This is a genomic window from Rossellomorea vietnamensis (genome assembly GCF_008180415.1).
Classification (GTDB): Bacteria; Bacillota; Bacilli; order Bacillales; family Bacillaceae_B; genus Rossellomorea; species Rossellomorea vietnamensis_C.
Window position 1 is genome coordinate 47,256 of record NZ_VTEI01000002.1, and the last position, 18,021, is coordinate 65,276.

Below are 18,021 nucleotides of genomic sequence, written 5' to 3' on the forward strand. Positions count from 1 at the left end.
ATTCTCCCCTTTATTGTCATTTAGCGATTCTTCAAATCTTCACGACGCTGGAAGAAATAATGCAGTCTGTACTGGCATACCTCTTTTGTAAATTGATATAATAGATTCTTCTCCTGCTCTTCAGGCAAAACTTGCACATCAAACTTATTATCCTCAAGTGTAATCAATCCTTTTGAACTCCCACTCCACATGGTCATCGGCATTTTCTTAATTAGATTTGCAAGCTTCTTCTCATCATACTCCCAAAGCTTCTGTGAAGATTTATCGGAGAAATCGATCCGCTTACGGTATTCCTCACTAGTCAAGTAGTCGTGAAAGTAAGTTGCTGCTTCTTCAGGAGAGATCGGATCAAACCAGTGCTCTGGCCCTCTTTCCAGCATCGCTGAAAGCAAAACCATTTTATAACTCTTTTGCATTCCTGTTTTCTCTACTTCTCGGAACCATTCTTCATGTTTTAAGAAAACTTCCTCTTCTTTTTCCGACAATTCATCTGCCCAGTCAAGGAAAGCATGGTAAGACTTCCACTCATCGTAATACGGCTTGGCGCCTATTGATCCTTTGAGATGCAGTTCAAGGTAGGTTGGTCTTCTCCCCAATTCCTGCTTCACTTCTCTGTAGGCAGCTAATAACTGCTGCTTTCGCGGCTGCTGCTTATGTGCCAATTCATTGATCAGATTAATAGCTTTCACATCGATTTCAAATGCACAACTTTCTGGTACTGTCGGAAGGATCTCGCCTTTCTTCCGTTTCCCGTCCAACTCTTGATCAAAGACGGATAGTTTTACATCTGCATGGCGATAATTACCGATTAAATCGATAATGACACAGGAGTCTTTGGATGAGTGCAGACGTAATCCACGCCCAATTTGCTGTGTGAAGACGGTTAAGGATTCAGTCGGCCGGACAAACAAAATGGTATCGACTGATGGAATATCAATCCCTTCATTAAACAAATCTACAGTAAAGATTGCTTCTAGTGTTCCTGCTTCGAGCTGCCTGATAGCTTCTTTTCTGCTGATGTCTTTCTGCTGTGAATGAAGGCTGACTGTATTGTAACCTTGTCTGTTGAAGTAATCAGAAAGGAATACCGCTTGTCTGATTGATGAACAAAAGACAAGTGACTTTGTTTGTTTATGCTTTTCCCATGCACTGATGATATTTTCCGCTATGTCTTCTCTCAATTGAGCTTGTAACAGCTGTTCCTCGTCATATCGATTACCAAGCCAGCGGATTTGCGAGTAGTCGGTATCATCGTACACACCGAAATACTGGAAGGGAGAAAGCCAATTTCTTTGGATGGCTTCCAGGAAGTCCATCTTGAAGGCGACATTTCCTTCACAAAGTGCATACACGTCACGATCGTCATTACGGTCAGGCGTAGCAGTGATGCCCAGGAGGAACTCTGGGTGGAAATAGGATAGCAATCTCTGGTAGGAATCTGCTGCTGCATGATGAAATTCATCAATAACAATTAAATCAAAACTATTAGGATTGAATGCTTCCAGATGCTTCTTCATCGAGAGTGTGAATACGGATGCAAAGACAAAATCCGCTTCTCCATCTTTTGTTCTACCATTATAAATGCCAGTGGATGCTTCGGGCATGACAATCTTAAAAGATTTCTCTGCCTGATAGAGAATCTCTTCACGATGGGCAATAAACAATACTCGTTTAAATTTTTCAGCGAAAAAGGCTGCCAGGTATGTCTTCCCGAGCCCTGTAGCCATAACTACCATAGCTTTCTTATAACCCTCATCATACGTTTTTTCCAATTCTTCCAGCGCTTCAATTTGGGCAAATCTGGGTTTGATGGTCCCGTACTCGGCTTCTGGTTCATGAACTTGCCCGATGTCTTTCCGTTTATTGTCCTCTTCAGGAAGCATAGCTTCAATCTCTTCCTGTTCAGTCCATTTACGAATCAAGGTGGGGTACTTTTCATGATATTCTTTATATTCACTCTCATACTCTTTTATGGTTTCGTTATTAACGGAAATCGTTTTTTCATGATAAAAGAGATGAATGAACTGCTCCTGCACTTCCTCGAACAATTCTTTGTTTTGCTGGACTGCCAGGCTCCATTCCACCCCTTCTGTTAAAGCAGAGGCGGAAAGATTAGAAGAACCTACAACCAAGAACTCGCCTTCCGAGGTTTCAATCAAGTAGGCTTTTGGATGAAAAGAAACCCCTCCGCTTTTCCACAAGCGCACTTCAATGCGATCGTCAATCGACATTAGCTCTTTCAGTGCTTCTGGTTGTGTAATATGAAGATAATCTCCAGTTAACAGCTTAATATCTGCCTGAAGTTCTGCTGCCAGCTTTAAAGCATTCTTTAGATACCGAACACCGGATTTCATAGAGAAAGAAGTCAGTATATATACTGACTTCGCTGACTGAATTTTCTCTTTGATCGTTTTGCCTAGATGTGATGTGATTAACTGAATATCAGACATTACTCATCCTCTACATCAATTAAGAAGATTTTTTCGTCAAACGCCCCTCGTTTCTCAGCTTTCTTAAGACGGATCTCTTCTATTTCTTCAAGAGTAGAACCATGGGACTTGGCAAAGGCATGAACGATTTCCATCAAATCAGCCAGCTCTTCTAGTGCTTCTTCCCTGGTTCCTGCATCCCTGTATTCTTCTAACTCTTCAAAACTTTTATTTTTAAGTTCTGTTATGTACTCTTCTTCAGAAAGGATTCTTGTTGAGAATTTTTTCCCGTTAGATTCAATAATTTCAGGGATTTTGTCACGTACTAGTTTGTTGTATGTAGGCATAAGGGTTCCTCCAAAATTATATATGAATATTATAATAACTTCCAATTTTATCTTACCAAAACAATGTAAAAAGAGCCATCTGATTTCAGAGGACTCTTTTGGGTATTACCATTTAATTCACTAAAGGTCTGAAGTATTTCTAGTCATTAGAATAGTTAAAACTACAATCCTCTGAACAGAATAAAGAATTATCAGTTATTGGTTTTCCGCAGTTCAAACAAAACTCCTTTTCATGAGCCGCCATATAACCACCCCTCTCATATTTAGAAGATATGAGATTTAAACGGTAATTATTATCAATACTTTGGTTTGTCAGTTCTTATAACACTAGCATTACTCAAACTGAACAATAATACTAACAACCTCAGCCCGAGTACCAAGCCGAATAGGCGGCCCCCAAAAACCAAAACCTGATGTCACAATCGAATGCATTTGTTCCTTCTGCAGATGTCCCCAATCATTTTCATAGATCATATTAGTCAGCAGGCTCCCAGGGAAAATCTGCCCGCGATGGGTATGGCCGGACACCATGAGGTCAATGCCTTCCTGCTGTGCGATGTCGAGGTCATATGGCTGGTGATCGATTAAGATTTTAGGTTTAGTTTGGTCGACGTCATTCATTAATGCATCTAATGGCAATCTTTCATCGTCGATCCGGTCTTTACGTCCGATCAGCGTGAACTGCCCTTCGATGTCTACTGTCTCGTCATAGAGCACTGTGATGCCTCCCTGCTCCAATGACTGAATCAGTTCCTTCATGGTGCCATCGTGTCTGTCATGATTGCCAAGTGAGGCATAGACTCCGAGTGGTGCCTGGAGATCTGATAGAATTTTATCAATCTCCTGGTCAATGAATGGCTGCACATCGTCGTCGAAGAGATCGCCCGGAAGCAGAATGATGTCGGGGTTGAGTGCATTGGTTTCTTTCACAAAACGCTCTGCATGATCTTTCCCTGACAGCAGGCCAAAGTGCATGTCGGCGGCCATCACGATATGAAGTTCGTCGAGTGTAGAAGAGCCTTTATCGATCTGTATTTCATAGTCGCGGACAACGGGGCTGAATGCATTATAGCTGCCCCATGCCATAAAGAAGATTAGCAGCCCAAGGGTAATGAATCCCGCCCACTTCTGTGTTCCATGCCTCGGCAGCCTGGTGAGGCGCAGGAGGATGACTGTCACGTGAGCAAGTGGAACTAGCAGCAGAAGCAAATAAAAGCAGGCCATCCAGTATGCTCCGATAATATTGATAAACGTGAGTCCAGTCATGCGGCCAACGATAAACGAGGTGGCTGCCAGCACAATGACCAGGCTGTAGAGGATCTTAAAACGTCTGGTTGAAGACTTCGGCCGCAGCCAGTGTAAACCGCGCCAGCCGATATAGTAGACAAGGCCGCCATATAGCAGCAGTGTGATTATAAAAACAAGAATGACCATATGTATTCTTCATGCCCCTTTTTAAGTGATTTCAATTCTGCAGTCTTATAAGCAATCGCAGCCTAGCCTATATCCGAAATGGTTAGCATTCAGTAAACGATGATGATTAAGACCTCACTTTTTATAGTACCGCATTCCTATCGAAATCACTAACGGGAAGAGTCGGGATTAACAGAAACGTGAAATGGGTGATTACAGTGATGCCCGTAACCTAGTGGCGGCTCTGCGAAAATGTTCAGAAGAGGTCGTTGATGGTACAGGTTACAGAAAAAATCGCTCTGAACAGCATGCTCTACGCAACAACTCCTGCAACCTGTTATTTCACCGGGCCCATACAGGCCCAATGGACGGTTTGATTCTCTTGGATCCGTTTGCCATACGGGCCTCCCCCTCTCTCTTCCACCTCTCGAGCTTGGCCAGGAAATCATTCGTTTCTTTTACCAGGTTGGCAGAAGAGGTTGGGGGCTTAGGAGTACTCCTGGAACTCCTGATTTTCCGCAGCAAAGCCTTCTCGTAGTAGGCAAACGACTTGATAGTGCTGTCCTCATTCCGCTTTCGATAGGAGGACTGGATATCCTCCATCCAGCACACCAGCGTCTCCAACTCGATATCCTTATTTTTTCAATGGCACACTGCTCCTTAAGGGAAAGATAGAACCCTGAATTTCGCAGCTTCAAAAATTTTTCCGTGACCTTCTCGACTCTCATCTGCACATCTGGATTGGAAGGCAGGTCCTCTCGCGCGCGCACGCTCTCTTTTTCTTTCTTTTCTCTACCTTTCTTACATTCTTCTTTTAGTGGCGCATTCATTACCGGCTCGTCATTCTGTTCTTCATCCTCCGTTCTCCCGTTTTCGTGCACAGAAAAATCATTTTCATTTTGGAGTAATGTGAACAACGTACCGATTTTGGTTTCCTCAGTAGAGATGAGACCATACTTCCTCAAACGTTCCACACTCAATCTAATCATATTCTTCGACGGAATCTTCAAATTGCCACTCTCCACATACTGCAAATCTTCAGCCAGCCGCGAATACGAGCGTAAATATTGGCCTCTCAACACCTTCACTTCTTCCACATACATGAATTCCTTCTGCAGTGCCCTGCAGCTCAGCAATAATAGAAGCCTCAAGGTAAACGGGCTCCCCCAAACCGGACTATCAATCATGCTTCGGTTAAATTTGATCCATCCTGTCATTTGTAATTCCTCCCTATAAGTCTTTTTACCTTTTATGTAGAGAGTTTTTAAGGAAAGAGACACCGTTTTAACAAACTATTTGTATATCAAAAAAATTTAATGTGCGAAACCCACATTAAAAAAAGGCCCTAATCGCCGGTACATTAATAGGTTCGTGTACCAGGATTAGGACCTTATTCTCGATTCTGATTTCAGCCCTTTTTTATATGGACTGCTTCATAACTACGCTTTTTCCACATTTACTCTTTTTGTTGCAATTGTCTTTTGGAAAGTATCGTCATGTTCTACAAAAATCATGGTGGGATTGAATGTTTGGATAAGCTCTTCGATTTGCATGCGAGAGTAAACATCAATAAAATTTAATGGTTCATCCCAAATATACAGATGCGCCTTTTCACACAAACTCTTGGCAATAAGCAGCTTTTTCTTCTGTCCACCTGAATAAAAGGAGATATCTTTTTCAAACTGTATCCGATCGAAATCCATTTTTCTCAATATCGACTTAAATAGAGTCTCATTAATCTGATGTTCCTCGATAAAATCAGCCAGAGATCCCTTTAAATGGGAGGTATCTTGCTGAACATAAGAAATGATGAGATTAGATCCCTTATTCATAACACCTGTATGCTGAATTGGACGTCCTAAGATTGATTTTAAGATACTGCTCTTTCCGCTGCCATTCTTTCCTTCCAAGACAATTCTATCTCCTTGTTCAATAGAGAAGCTGACAGGTTTGTTCACCAATTGACCATCATACACTACAGACATATCTGCAATTTGAATGATTTCCTTGGATTTATATTTTAAGGGTTCTATCTGCAGGGCTTCTGTTTTTTCAACATTTTTTAATAGGTTCGATTTTTCTTCAATTGCTTTTTGCTGCCGGGCCTCCAGGTTCTTTGAGCGTTTCATCATTTTCGATGCTTTATGCCCTACAAAACCTTTATCCAATTTTGAACCTGAATTCGTTGTTCCATTCTTAGTAGCTTCGACTTGATTAGACCAGCTTGCTGAACGTCTTGAAGATTGTTTCAGCCTTCCAATATCTTTCTCCAAGCGTTCATTTGCTGCTTCTTCATGTTCCTGCTGGCGGTCAAAGTTCACTTTCCAAGAAGAATAATTTCCACTTTGAACTTCAATATTCTCTCTGTTTATAGACAAAATATGATCTACGCAGCCATCTAAAAAGTTTCGATCATGAGAAATTAAAATGAATCCCTTCTTCTTTTTCAAGTAACTAGAGACCACTTTCCGTCCTTCAGTATCTAAATGGTTAGTGGGTTCATCAATTAACAAAAATTGTCCCTCGTTTAAAAATAGAGCAGCAAGCAGGACTTTTGTTTGTTCACCGTTTGACAGCGTTTCAAAGGGGCGGTACATTGCTTCGGCATCGACATCCAAATAAGCAATTTCCCGAAGGAACTCCCAATCTTCTGCCTGCGGGCATATTTCTTCTAAAATTTCATGAGTATCCTTACTTTTATCTCTTATTGGAAAAGGAAAATAGTTATAATCGACAGAAGATATAATTTTTCCACTGTAATCAAATTTCCCTAGCAGCAAATTAAAGAAGGTTGTTTTCCCTCGTCCATTTCTGCCTATAAAACCCAACTTCCAATCTGTATCGATCCCAAAGTTTACATTTTCAAAAATGGGATCAAAACTACTCGGATAAGAGAAAGTTAAATTTTGAACTTGTATCATTGACATATAAATTCCTCCTTTGTATTTTACGCTTATCTACAAATACAAAGTCGGTATATCCATCTCGACTACTTCACTCCGTACAAGCCTGATGGAGTATATCGACTTATACGGAGTAATACATGTGTAACATCCAATTCTAAAGACATATTATCTCTCCTTTTCATTAGAATATAGCTCATGAATGAATATTCTTTTAAAAAAAATAAAAATCCTTTCCATCTTCGGAAGGATTGATAATTAACTTTATATACATAAGCCTCGAATATACCATATGATTTGGCACATAAAGTGTAACTGACTACAAACAATAATCAGCCTAATCCTATACCTTAAAAAAAGTATTTAATTTCATAAGGTAACTGAATAAAGAATCAATATTTGTAAGTTCAGTCCTTTCCATTTCTTAAAATATGTTCTACAGCCTTTTTCATAACAAAAATTATACATCAAGGATAACACAATTGTCCGCCCTTCGCTATCCACGTTGCTATGGTGACTTCTTCCTTGGTTTCTAAACTTAAGGAGTTATTGCACGGTAAGAGTTTTCTGCATACAAAGGTAAAACTATTTAGTGGTAAATAGTCTGTCATTCTGCGGTACACTTTTTGTCTTTAGGTGGTATATGTCCAATCATGATTATCCTCTATAAGTCTGAATCTACGCATCTAGTCGATGGTATAAGGAGCTATTATAGTATTAAAACGAAACTTACCTTGCGGATTACTCTCTTCATCTATTAGCCAAATTAAATAATCTATCCTGCTATTGAGTTCATTTGTTTTTCCGATAAATGATAAATCATCTTAATTTTTCCCATTCCACACTTATAGCAAATAGTAGACTGCTTCATAAGCACCTACCATACCGTTTCAAAATAAATTAACCTAATTATTCTTTAATCAGAATTCACTTGATACACATTTAAGTAACTGTATGTTCTGAGCAATAAAGAACTTTAAGCATACTTCTTTCATATTTGACAATACTAAAGTCACTCTTAACTTTAGGTGATAGAATGATCCTTTCTGTGTTTATGTTTATATTGATTTTCTTGTTAATTGTTTTTTGCAACTATAAAAAGAGACTTCACCTTTTTGAGATACTTTTCATATGGATGACAGTCTGGTTAGTTACACATTCAGTATCATCTATCCTTATAGTCAATTTAAAATTATTAAGCTTATCAGAAAATCAAAGTGATTTTTGGACTCATTTTTTAAAAAGGTTTTTGCTATATCCATTAATTATTATTTTCTTTTTCGATTTTTACCTTAAAATTAGAGATCGCGTTGGGAAAATCGCTCTTTTAATTTTTAATATCTGCTTTATGTCTTCATTAGAATTTTTATTTATTTTTTTAGGTGTATTGAAAAATGAAAAGTTTTATGTTCACCATTCATTAGTCGAATGGACAGTTACAGTTGTTCTAACCTATATACTTTGGATCTGGTACAGAAATCAACGTCTAATGAGGTCATGATATGTTTTTATACCTTCCTGAAAAGTTTGATATTAATGAATGGACTATTATTGCTTTAGTCATTTTTAATATAAGTATTTTTTTCTTTATGCATAAAAGAATCCCAAAGGAAATAACCCCTTTAATTGTATTGCTTAGCATTTCATTTCCTAAAATTATGGACCATTCAATGGGAGTTATGCCGTTTGATCTTTATGACTTAACAGACACTAATAAATATGAGTTGTTTGATTTAATTTTATATGGGGCCTATCCAGCCTTTGGCTACTTATTTGTTTATTTCTTGGACTATTTCAAATTAAAAGGGAAGAAGCTAGTCTTCTACTTTTTATCATGGACATTCATTTCAGTTGCTTTTGAACTATTACTAGTTAAGTTACATGTGTTTCTTTACACTGGCTGGAAAATAGTTTATTCATTACCTGTTTATATGATTGTTCTTTCCCTAACATTTTTGTTTTATAAGTTCCTTATCTACTACAAAAACTACAAGAACAACAAGCAAATTAATGAGGGTGAGTAAAAAACTTAGCCTGATTCTTTTCTAAAAATTAATTGAGTCTCCTATGTGTACAAGATTATCTCCAGGTGTACTGCTTGATTAGGTATAACTTTAAGCTTTTATAGAAAAGTTTCATACAGCGGGTACTAGCGGTAACCAGCAGACTCCAGCATAAAATAGAGACAGTCAGATGTCCCTTCTTAGAAATTACATTTAAATATTGGACATTAGGTTCTGTTTTCAGCCCTCTTCTATCGAGAATCTAAAAAGCACCTTTTTGACTGTCTAATAATCAATAGACCTAGTTATTGTGTAATAACATCACAAGTTGGCACAACTTGATACGTCGTGTTTTTCGGTTTTGCTTTTCATTAAGAAGCTATTTAGCCAAGAACCACTCTAGAAGAGAGAATGATGACCCACAAATAATGCAATAAAAAAAGCCACTGGATGAGAGTAGCTTTTTGAATAGTTAAGCGCGATTTAGTTCAGGAGAGCGTTGATCAAAAGAGAATAGTCCTATATGTTAACTATAGTCTCATAGTGAATAGAATCTATTTACTTTTACAAATTTCCCACCAACAAAAAAAGACCCACTCGGTTAGGAGTCAGTTTCAATAAGATTGGTGTTTAGATGAAGTAAAATAAACTCTCGGAACCCCTCTAAGCTTACTCCTTATCTTAAACATATTATTTACTAATCTATTGTCTACAGTTAAAAAACTTAGGTTATAATGATCAGCAATAGAAGCATTAACAGCATCAGCCGACCCTAGTTCCTTAAAGACTTCAAGTTGTTTGATTACAGTATTCTTATTTCCGGAAGCTACTTGAAGAACATCATTTTTAATCAATTCTTTAACTTTGTCTACAGTTAAATCAATTAATTCGAGAGGATTAACTTCCTTTAAATCAATTTCTGGATGTTTTCTTTTATATGACTCAAAGGGTTTTCCTGCCAAGAAAGTTATTTCATTTAATATTGTTGGGTTTATAAAAAGAAAGATTGGTTTATCGTCTTCGTTTATTACATACTGTTCAAATAAATTTTTGACTGTGTTGTGCCAAGAGTCGTATTCGTTTGCTAATGCCAAGATTATACCAGTATCAACTAGAATTTTTTCGTTATTATTAAATCCTTGGAAGTTTAAATTAAAGTCAATTTTTCTCATTATTCCAGTTATCTTTAACCTTGTTTAAATCTATTTTAGAAGAACTACTACCAATAAAATTCTTTAATAAATCTTTTCTTTTTTTATTAAGTGGCTTAATGGAATTTTTCTCAATTACTAATTCCATATCTTTACCCTCCTCATTACGCATACCATCACCTCTAACTATATGTTAACAAGATTAGCATGCGTGTAGTTACCATAATTATACCAAAAATTTCTACACCACTTCAAGATAATGAGGTAAATATTGTAACTATTTAGCATATACTAACTTCTTTTTTCCTCTACCCGACATGAAAAGATGAAAACTAACTAATTATTATTATAAAATGAAAATTATGTAGAATTTTTTAATTAATGACCTCATTCAAGTGTTAGCCGAAAGAGTCAGCTAACCAATTCATCGATAACTCTCAAGGTTTTTGAAGAATGTTCCAAGCTTATCATACTTCGAATTGTAAGGTTAACTCCAATTAATCTCATATAACTTTAGCTCACTGATTTAGCTTGTCTCTAAGGCAGCATCAAGTGTTCTTGAAAAAATCACTCAACTAACAGGTCCTTATCTTCAATAAGGATTATAAACAGTGACCCCAATCTAACTGTGTCCCTGTTTTATGGCCATTTATCAACAATTCTAATTAACATTGCTGAATAGAATGGCCCAATTTAGTTCAAGAGTGCATTGACTTGTTTGATTGTGTAGTCATTTAGACTATAAATGGTATGTGTATCTTCAGCGTTCATGATCGTTCCAGATTTTTCACTAATCCAAAGGAAATACGTCTCCTTCCCATGTACGATTTTGAATTGAGGGTCTGCCATATCAACAATTCCAGGTTGCTTTTTGGCTTTACTAATCGCTTCTGTAATCATTTCAATGGTGTCAGGTTCCTCGATAACAAGCTTTCCTGAACCTTTCTCCATTTTATAGATCGTTATCTTTTCTAGTCTTTCGAGTTCAGCTTGTGGCTGGCAGCCAATTAATACGATTGATATAAGAACGAAAGATAAGAGAAAGCTAATTTTTTTCATAAATAGAAACCTCACTTCACTCTCTTTATACTTTAGACGAAAGCATCTCTTTTTAGTTACACTTCTTTCAGCAGTATTCGTACCAATGGCTTTACACAAAAAAACACCTGTCATTCCTTCACCGTTGAGTTATTCAACGTTTCGGGACACTGACAGGCACTTTCTTATCTTTTCAGAAGATAATTTTCCGTTGTTATGGGCAGAAGACCCATGATCTTTTCTACGGCTTCTTCAATGTTATTTACATGGAGGGTTATTTTTTGATCTTCTGGATACTGCATGGCGGCATGCCCATACTTGGGATCATAATAATGCTCCAGAAGCAATGACAGGAACGGCTTATACTCCCCTTGGTCCAAATGGGTCTGAAGTTCTCTGGCGATAGGTGTGTGAATACGGCTTTTGATTTTTTGAAAAGCATCGCGAAGTTCCTCAAGATGTCCTTCAATTCTGTACTCTTCAAGAATATGAAGCACTCTTTGTTCCATAGGCATTTCTATAAAAATATGAGTTCCCTGCTCTTTTTTCTTAAGCAGCGTTTCCGGCACGGTTACCTTGCCAATCCTCTTGCTTTCTGCTTCAAAGACAATGAATGGGGAAGATTTCAATTGAGAGATTTCATGCAGGAGCATTGAATCGAACTTTTTCTGGTTGTTTGGACTACTGCCAATGTGTCCAAAAACAGACCCGCGGTGGCCGGCCAGGCCTTCCAGATCCAGGACAGGTTTTCCCTTCTCTTGCAATCGTTTTAGGATCGTCGTTTTCCCTATTCCGGTACCTCCGTTCAACACGTAGGCATCGGCATTAATCTCAAGCCCCTCCATTTTTTCCAAGACCCACTGGCGGTAGGTACGTACTCCCCCTTGCAGGCGCCAAGCCTTTATCCCCATTAAATCAATCATGGTTGCGGCCGTTTTACTCCGCATTCCTCCTCGCCAGCAAAAGACAGCTATCTCTCCCTCGATTTGTTGAAACTTTTTAATAAATCCTGGCAGCTTGGCAGAGAAAATCTCAAGCCCTCTCTCCTTAGCAGCTTCCGGGCTGACCTGCTTATAAAGCGTGCCCACTTCTGCTCTCTCTTCATCATCAAACACAGGGATATTGATGCTTCCCGGCATTGTCATCTCGTGGAATTCAGATGGAGAACGAACATCCACTAACGTCCAGTCTTTTTTATCGTTCTGCAATAGTTCATCGATCTTTATATCTTTAAACAAAATAATCTACCTTTCTATTTAAGGGAGAAAAATCACCCAATCTGTTTCCTAAAAGTATTTTAGTGAGAATACTATTATCAATCTTACAGAAATGATCCTCATCTAAACCGCTATAAACCTTCTTTACCGGGGAAACTCATCAATAACCATTACAGTTAAACTGTTGTGGGAAGCATCCCGCTTTTTTCGAAGTATATCTATTATACCACCAAACGAAAAAGCCTGTGCTTATCCGGTTTGCGGTCTATGATCCAATATAGTCTGTTTTTCCCCTACTGCCTGCACGGATGGTATTGAAGACGACCACCACACTCTAAAAAGCTGAAGGACATCTGGACTTTTAGCTGCTTCAATGAGTATGTTCAATGGAAATAAAGTGTACCTACAGAGATTGACTGCATAAGATAGGATGATCATTTTTTCACCGAACCGTATCGTCCACCCTTGAAAGGAGTGCAGCTATGGAATTAATTCCCATGACAAGCAAGAGTAAGTACTTTATCCAAATGCTCAACTTGTATACAATCCTTTACGGTGAAGACCCGTTAGAAATGCAGAAGCAATTTCTCCATCATTTTCAATTTCCAAACTTCGAAGGGTATTTCGCTGTCATAGACAAAAGACTCGCAGGATTTATATATGGGTATTCTTCTCGTAAGGGGCAGTATTATCATGACTTATTGTCAAAGCAGTTGAATGGAGACCGTAACTGGATGGAAAACTGCATGGAGCTGGCGGAGTTAGGTATCCACCCCCGTTACCGAAGGCGGGGAATTGCCAAGGAACTAGTGAATGCATTGCTTAAAAATAGAACGGAATCTAAAGCTTTGCTGACAACACGAAAGGATAATGAAGCAGGAATCAAGTTTTATAGAAAGATGGGATGGATGAAACTCAGTGATGGATTCTTCCCGAATGTTCCCTATGAATATATTATTTTTGGGAAGGACTTATCTCCTTCCGTTAGGGGAGTGGATTTCTGACTTTATCTCAGGCAATGCAGGTTATTCTGGAAAAAGCATTCGGGACGCAGTGCCCCGCGTCCCATCCATTAGTTTGTTTGGAACATCTTCTTTAAAATACTCTTCTTACGAAAAAAAGCGGGACAGGTGAAATGTTACGCTGGCAAGCTTGTGATAAAAAAAGGACTTTGTTTTTAGAAGATTTCAACCAGTAGAGATAGTTTTCTAGTGATGAGGGGTTTTCTTTATGAAATGATACTGATGCTTGCGAGGTGATTGATACTGAATATAACTAGAAGAGTATACAGTTTATGGACTTAACTTCCTGGCTGTCTGCTTAAACACTCAATATCTGATTCAACATGATAAACTCTTTTATTCAACACTTCCGTTCTAGCATCAACGTGATCAGATATTTTCTCAGTATACTCACCAAGACTTTCTATAAAATCTTTTTGTAGTTTCTTCAGTCCATCTTCAAGCCTGGCTTGTCCGGTTTTTAATTCACCTAAATCTGTCTTTAAATCTCCTAGGTCTGTTTTTAATACACTTACATCTGTCTTTAAGTCTCCAACATCCGTTTTTAATGAACCTACATCTGTCTTTAAGACTCCTACATCTGTCTTTAAGTATCTAACATCTGTTTTTAATGAACCTACATCTGTCTTTAAGTCTCCAACATCTGTTTTTAATGAACCTACATCTGTCTTTAAGTCTCCAACATCCGTTTTTAATGAACCTACATCTGTCTTTAAGTCTCCAACATCCGTTTTAATTCCTTGCAGTTCACCCAGAATTTGTTTTAATATATCTTCCACAACTCTTCCCTCCTCTTTTTGTGAAACTAATCCTATTATAACAGCTTCGTGCTAAAACTTTTTAAAAATAAATGAATTATAATCATTTTTTCTTTGGTTTGTCTTTCACAAATTGACATATCTTTTGATGAACAGATTTATTACTTAGCACTAATGGCCAAGCGTTTCCCATTTAACGCCTCCTAATGATAAACAAAATGATTTAGTATTATAGGAAAAGTCTAATCCCTTTAGTCACAAGGAATTAGACGAATAAACGGCATGGGTAATTCTTATATTTCAGGTTGAATACAGGTAGTAATTACAGGTCCTGCTTTCCCCGTATCAGTAACCGAAGTAAAATACTAGAAATCAGGCAAGCGAAGAGCCTGCTGTAATAGAAAAATCATTTTATAATTGATCAAATTTTTAACCATATAACCCCTTATTAGTATAACTGAACATAAAGAGGCAATAGCGGAACCCTCCACCATTGCCAAAAGGTAAGAAATACAACACTATTCTAATTAGCCAAAGAGAAAATGGAGCATATTAACTTTTAGGAGGTGGTATCGTGGCTGACAATAAGAAAATTCCCAAGGGCACCGGAAAATTCGGGGCATTAAACAAAGAGAATAAAAATGACCGGCACAACGAGAATGCCAAAGCAGCGGCAAATCTTGAGCAGGAGTATCCCAGGATTAATACGGATAATATTTAATAGTAAGTGAATAGAGCTGTTAATAACAATACAGCACACATTGAAGACAGCGCGGCAGTTGACACTATTCAGTTGTTTACAATTCGGTTTTCTGTCGATGTGCCAAGTGTTTAGCACGGCACTAATCAACAAATAAATTCATAAAGACCTTTTCAAAGTCAAACAAGCTTAGAGAGACAACTATCCCTAAGCCTGTTAAAGGAAATTCGTAAGCTAATATAAAAATAAGACGTGTAAAACTTGGATAGATAAGGGAAAAATGTTCCGTTATTTCGAAAGGAACACTGCAATTAGCTTAAATAGCGGAACAAATTTCCCCTATCACTTTGAAAAGACGGAAAAAAATCTATTTTGCCTTGAATAAGGGAATTTTGTTCCCTTATATCTCTGAATCCAGCACGATTCTGCTGCTTAACGGAAAAATGTTCCCTTATTTTTTTGGATAGAGTCGATTTTCATATGTACCTTGGGTCTCAGCCCCCCTTAATAATTTTAAGGAAAACCTAAAGGACTAGAATTACGAATTTCATTAAATTCTTCTGCTTGCTGCATGAAAGGACCCTGCTCACTGCTAGTAGTGATTTCGATTCCCAACCCAACGTCCCGAAGAATTCCCCTTAATTTTTCAAAGTTCCGCTTATCCTCTTGGGTTACATCAACAAATCTGTATAACTCACCATGAGGATACTGATTTAAATGGGAATGCAGGCGTTCAAGAATTTTCCTGTCACGATCAGATAGCGTTCCTAACTGTTTTCCAGTAGTCATTGCGAGCCAAATGCCGTTTAATACGTCACTTAATTCAGTTGTGACCAAGTTAGGCTCAAACCAATTTTTCTCCATCTGAATAGAAATCAAGCCTTCAAGTTCTACTAAATTATCTTGCACCTCTGTAAGAATAACTTGCTCACTTACGAAGTTTACCCTCGCTATTCTCCAGGCTAAGATTAGGATGAGCAGTATATTTAAACCTATTGATATCTTGAAAAGAACTTTGATTTTACTCCTCAGTTTCATTCCCCCCTTACCATTTATCAATCCCTAAAACCTTCCAAGCCCTCTCCGAGTATATAATGTGAAAACCACATCAAATTCTGCTTCATAATCGCCGCATGCATACCCGGCTGGTCGGAACTATAAGCCATTCCTTTAAAAACAACTAGTTCTGTTTCCACATTCATATCCCTTAGCCCTCTATATAGATCATAGGCATTGGTAATCGGCACCCTTGCATCCATTTCTCCATGCTGAATCAACGTGGGGGTGCTTGCCGATTTTATATAAGTCATAGGCGAGGCTTTACTGTAAATCTCTGGATCATCCCAAGGAGTACTTCCTAGATACATCCTGAAAAAGTAAGGGATATCTGTATTAACATAATGATTTCTCAAATTCGTTATAGCTCCACCAACTGATGCTGCCTTGAAACGATCGCTGTATATTGAACAGAAGGCGGCGATAAATCCTCCCTGGCTCCATCCCATCACCCCAACTCGATCTCTATCGGCTATCCCCTTGCCGACCAGCAAATCCACTCCGGATATCGCATCATCGTAGTCACCGATTCCGAAATTACGATAGTTGGCTTTGTAAAAGTCATTTCCATACCCCGTGCTGCCTCTGTAGTTGGGTTCCAGAACGATAAAGCCCTTCTGTACAAACGCCTCAACCGGATATTTGTCATTAAAGCAGCCTGAATGGATCGGAAAGGATGCCCACCCTGGGCCGCCATGGACGAGCACCAGCAAAGGATATTTTTTAGAAGCATCAAAATCTGCCGGAGTTGTAAAAACTCCTTCAATTTCAACATCATCACTGTTTTTCCATGAGATGATCTCTCTGTTACTCCTTAGATTACCTTTGAAAATACTGTTTTCATTCGTTATCTTCCTATCGTCTAAATAGACTTCAAAGGTTTCGTTGGTTGCGGCCTTCGTATAAGCTAAATGATTTCCATCTCTTGTAATAGAAGCTTCACTTATCACGCCATCTGTATTGATTTTTTCCACTGTGCCGTTTTCAGATAAAAGGCCAATAAGGTAATTCGTTTTATAATGCCATCCTATTAAAATGCCTTTGGATGTCCATCGGATGGGAGTAACCGTACTATCAAAATCATGTAAAGGCTGAAGGTATTTACCGCTTTCAAAATCATAAATTTCGATTGTGCTGTCTTGAATTTGGTTTTTATAAAACTCCTTCTCTTTCAAGCTGGCTGTATAGCAAATTTTGCCGGCATCCGGAGAAAAGCAAACGCTCCCTCCCAACAGCTTTTTACAGTTTATCTTTTGTAACTTTCCAGATTCACGGTCTGCTATGTATAGGTCCCTGTTTGGATCATCCTGGGCTTCCGGGCTTGGTTTAGCGATGAATGCAATTTTTTTCCCATCTTTAGAAATATCAAATTCCTGCACATGAAAATCTTTAGCGTCCGTCAGTTGATAGACTGTGCTGTTTGACCTGGACGTACCAATTTCAATATAGGATAAAATATGATTCTGGTATTCCTTGCCTGCATGATGAAAGTTCCCATAGATCGCCTTGCGCTTCGTTATTGTCTCTGATTCTTTTTCCCGTGAAGTAAAATAAATTCCATTTCCAGGAGGGTCCCATTTGAATGTACTTATTCCTTCATTCGCATCGGTTACTTGTGTTCTGCTATCCCCATTTAATGACTGAATGAAGATTTGATTCTTCCCACCGACTTCGCTAAGGTAGGCAAGACTCTTTGAATCTGGAGACCATATAGGAGATGTACCTTCTATATTGCTTAGTGCATAGCATTCTCCCTTATTATTTTCAAATATCCATATGTGATTTCGATACAGATTGCCTTTCCAGTCAGCTGTCGTTTTGACGAACGCAGCTTTTTCACCATCTTCGCTGATATTTACGTATGATAAGGTAGGTATGGATAACAGTTTTTCTATATTGAGATATTTGTTTTCTTTGCTGGTCATACATTATTCTCCTACTCTTGGATTCATAATTTAGAGGCACTCATTTTGCATGAAAATTC

At 38.3% G+C, this 18,021-nt stretch carries 15 protein-coding genes; 3 read left to right on the plus strand and 12 right to left on the minus strand.

All coding sequences use genetic code 11. From position 1 onward, the window contains the following. Positions 1-20: 20 nt before the first annotated feature. From FZC78_RS02825 to FZC78_RS02850, 5 genes are all read right to left on the minus strand, one after another. Positions 21-2,450 carry a DEAD/DEAH box helicase family protein gene (locus FZC78_RS02825; protein WP_148938168.1) on the minus strand — a complete coding sequence of 810 codons (2,430 nt, stop codon included), beginning with the start codon at positions 2,448-2,450 and terminating at the stop codon, positions 21-23. Further along, positions 2,450-2,776 (minus strand): nucleoside triphosphate pyrophosphohydrolase, encoded by a 327-nt coding sequence (locus FZC78_RS02830; RefSeq protein ID WP_148938169.1) that lies wholly within the window; start codon positions 2,774-2,776, stop codon positions 2,450-2,452. The genes FZC78_RS02825 and FZC78_RS02830 overlap by 1 nt, the downstream gene beginning before the upstream one ends. Positions 2,777-3,109: 333 nt before the next feature. Further along, the gene (locus tag FZC78_RS02840) at positions 3,110-4,210 is read right to left on the minus strand and encodes a metallophosphoesterase (RefSeq protein ID WP_148938171.1); all 1,101 of its coding nucleotides are present in this window, start codon (positions 4,208-4,210) and stop codon (positions 3,110-3,112) included. 437 nt (positions 4,211-4,647) lie between these two features. Next, on the minus strand, positions 4,648-5,406 hold the full coding sequence (locus FZC78_RS02845; RefSeq protein ID WP_252183481.1) for a hypothetical protein: 759 nt from the start codon (positions 5,404-5,406) through the stop codon (positions 4,648-4,650). A gap of 222 nt (positions 5,407-5,628) precedes the next feature. Next, on the minus strand, positions 5,629-7,116 hold the full coding sequence (locus FZC78_RS02850) for an Lsa family ABC-F type ribosomal protection protein (RefSeq protein ID WP_148938172.1): 1,488 nt from the start codon (positions 7,114-7,116) through the stop codon (positions 5,629-5,631). 1,478 nt (positions 7,117-8,594) lie between these two features. Here FZC78_RS02850 and FZC78_RS02855 point away from each other — a divergent pair. Further along, a complete protein-coding gene (locus tag FZC78_RS02855) occupies positions 8,595-9,116 on the plus strand; it encodes a hypothetical protein (protein WP_148938173.1) in 522 nt (173 codons plus the stop codon). A gap of 593 nt (positions 9,117-9,709) precedes the next feature. On the opposite strand, the gene FZC78_RS02860 is transcribed toward FZC78_RS02855, so the two are convergent. From FZC78_RS02860 to mnmH, 4 genes are all read right to left on the minus strand, one after another. Beyond that, complete coding sequence (locus tag FZC78_RS02860) at positions 9,710-10,267, minus strand: PIN domain-containing protein (RefSeq protein WP_148938174.1); 558 nt, start codon at positions 10,265-10,267, stop codon at positions 9,710-9,712. Beyond that, complete coding sequence (locus tag FZC78_RS23435) at positions 10,254-10,394, minus strand: hypothetical protein (protein ID WP_187444774.1); 141 nt, start codon at positions 10,392-10,394, stop codon at positions 10,254-10,256. Before FZC78_RS23435 ends, FZC78_RS02860 begins: the two co-directional genes overlap by 14 nt. 545 nt (positions 10,395-10,939) lie before the next feature. Next, positions 10,940-11,305: a hypothetical protein gene (locus tag FZC78_RS02865; RefSeq protein WP_148938175.1), complete on the minus strand. Its 366-nt coding sequence runs from the start codon at positions 11,303-11,305 to the stop codon at positions 10,940-10,942. 164 nt (positions 11,306-11,469) lie between these two features. Next, on the minus strand, positions 11,470-12,522 hold the full coding sequence (mnmH, locus tag FZC78_RS02870; protein ID WP_148938176.1) for a tRNA 2-selenouridine(34) synthase MnmH: 1,053 nt from the start codon (positions 12,520-12,522) through the stop codon (positions 11,470-11,472). A gap of 461 nt (positions 12,523-12,983) precedes the next feature. Between mnmH and FZC78_RS02875 the strand changes: the two genes are divergently transcribed. Further along, positions 12,984-13,505 (plus strand): GNAT family N-acetyltransferase, encoded by a 522-nt coding sequence (locus FZC78_RS02875; protein ID WP_148938177.1) that lies wholly within the window; start codon positions 12,984-12,986, stop codon positions 13,503-13,505. A gap of 296 nt (positions 13,506-13,801) precedes the next feature. Here FZC78_RS02875 and FZC78_RS23440 read toward each other — a convergent pair whose 3' ends face one another. Further along, a complete protein-coding gene (locus tag FZC78_RS23440; protein ID WP_187444775.1) occupies positions 13,802-14,302 on the minus strand; it encodes a hypothetical protein in 501 nt (166 codons plus the stop codon). A 553-nt stretch (positions 14,303-14,855) separates the two neighbouring features. Here FZC78_RS23440 and FZC78_RS23445 point away from each other — a divergent pair. Then, positions 14,856-15,002 (plus strand): hypothetical protein, encoded by a 147-nt coding sequence (locus FZC78_RS23445; protein ID WP_187444776.1) that lies wholly within the window; start codon positions 14,856-14,858, stop codon positions 15,000-15,002. Between the two features lie 492 nt (positions 15,003-15,494). Here FZC78_RS23445 and FZC78_RS02885 read toward each other — a convergent pair whose 3' ends face one another. Both FZC78_RS02885 and FZC78_RS02890 read right to left on the minus strand, forming a co-directional pair. After that, positions 15,495-16,019, minus strand: a complete 525-nt coding sequence (locus FZC78_RS02885; protein WP_252183482.1) for a hypothetical protein — start codon at positions 16,017-16,019, stop codon at positions 15,495-15,497. Between the two features lie 17 nt (positions 16,020-16,036). Next, positions 16,037-17,962, minus strand: a complete 1,926-nt coding sequence (locus tag FZC78_RS02890; RefSeq protein ID WP_148938178.1) for an alpha/beta hydrolase family protein — start codon at positions 17,960-17,962, stop codon at positions 16,037-16,039. Positions 17,963-18,021 lie beyond the last annotated feature (59 nt).

Coding starts and splice junctions, on each gene's coding strand:
- FZC78_RS02875 (WP_148938177.1), top strand. CDS start 12,984: ATGGAATTAATTCCCATGACAAGCAAGAGTAAGTACTTTATCCAAATG.
- FZC78_RS02890 (WP_148938178.1), bottom strand. CDS start 17,962: ATGACCAGCAAAGAAAACAAATATCTCAATATAGAAAAACTGTTATCC.
- FZC78_RS02825 (WP_148938168.1), bottom strand. CDS start 2,450: ATGTCTGATATTCAGTTAATCACATCACATCTAGGCAAAACGATCAAA.
- FZC78_RS02845 (WP_252183481.1), bottom strand. CDS start 5,406: ATGACAGGATGGATCAAATTTAACCGAAGCATGATTGATAGTCCGGTT.
- FZC78_RS02850 (WP_148938172.1), bottom strand. CDS start 7,116: ATGTCAATGATACAAGTTCAAAATTTAACTTTCTCTTATCCGAGTAGT.
- FZC78_RS02830 (WP_148938169.1), bottom strand. CDS start 2,776: ATGCCTACATACAACAAACTAGTACGTGACAAAATCCCTGAAATTATT.
- FZC78_RS02855 (WP_148938173.1), top strand. CDS start 8,595: ATGTTTTTATACCTTCCTGAAAAGTTTGATATTAATGAATGGACTATT.
- FZC78_RS02865 (WP_148938175.1), bottom strand. CDS start 11,305: ATGAAAAAAATTAGCTTTCTCTTATCTTTCGTTCTTATATCAATCGTA.
- FZC78_RS02860 (WP_148938174.1), bottom strand. CDS start 10,267: ATGAGAAAAATTGACTTTAATTTAAACTTCCAAGGATTTAATAATAAC.
- FZC78_RS23435 (WP_187444774.1), bottom strand. CDS start 10,394: ATGGAATTAGTAATTGAGAAAAATTCCATTAAGCCACTTAATAAAAAA.
- FZC78_RS02840 (WP_148938171.1), bottom strand. CDS start 4,210: ATGGTCATTCTTGTTTTTATAATCACACTGCTGCTATATGGCGGCCTT.
- FZC78_RS02885 (WP_252183482.1), bottom strand. CDS start 16,019: ATGAAACTGAGGAGTAAAATCAAAGTTCTTTTCAAGATATCAATAGGT.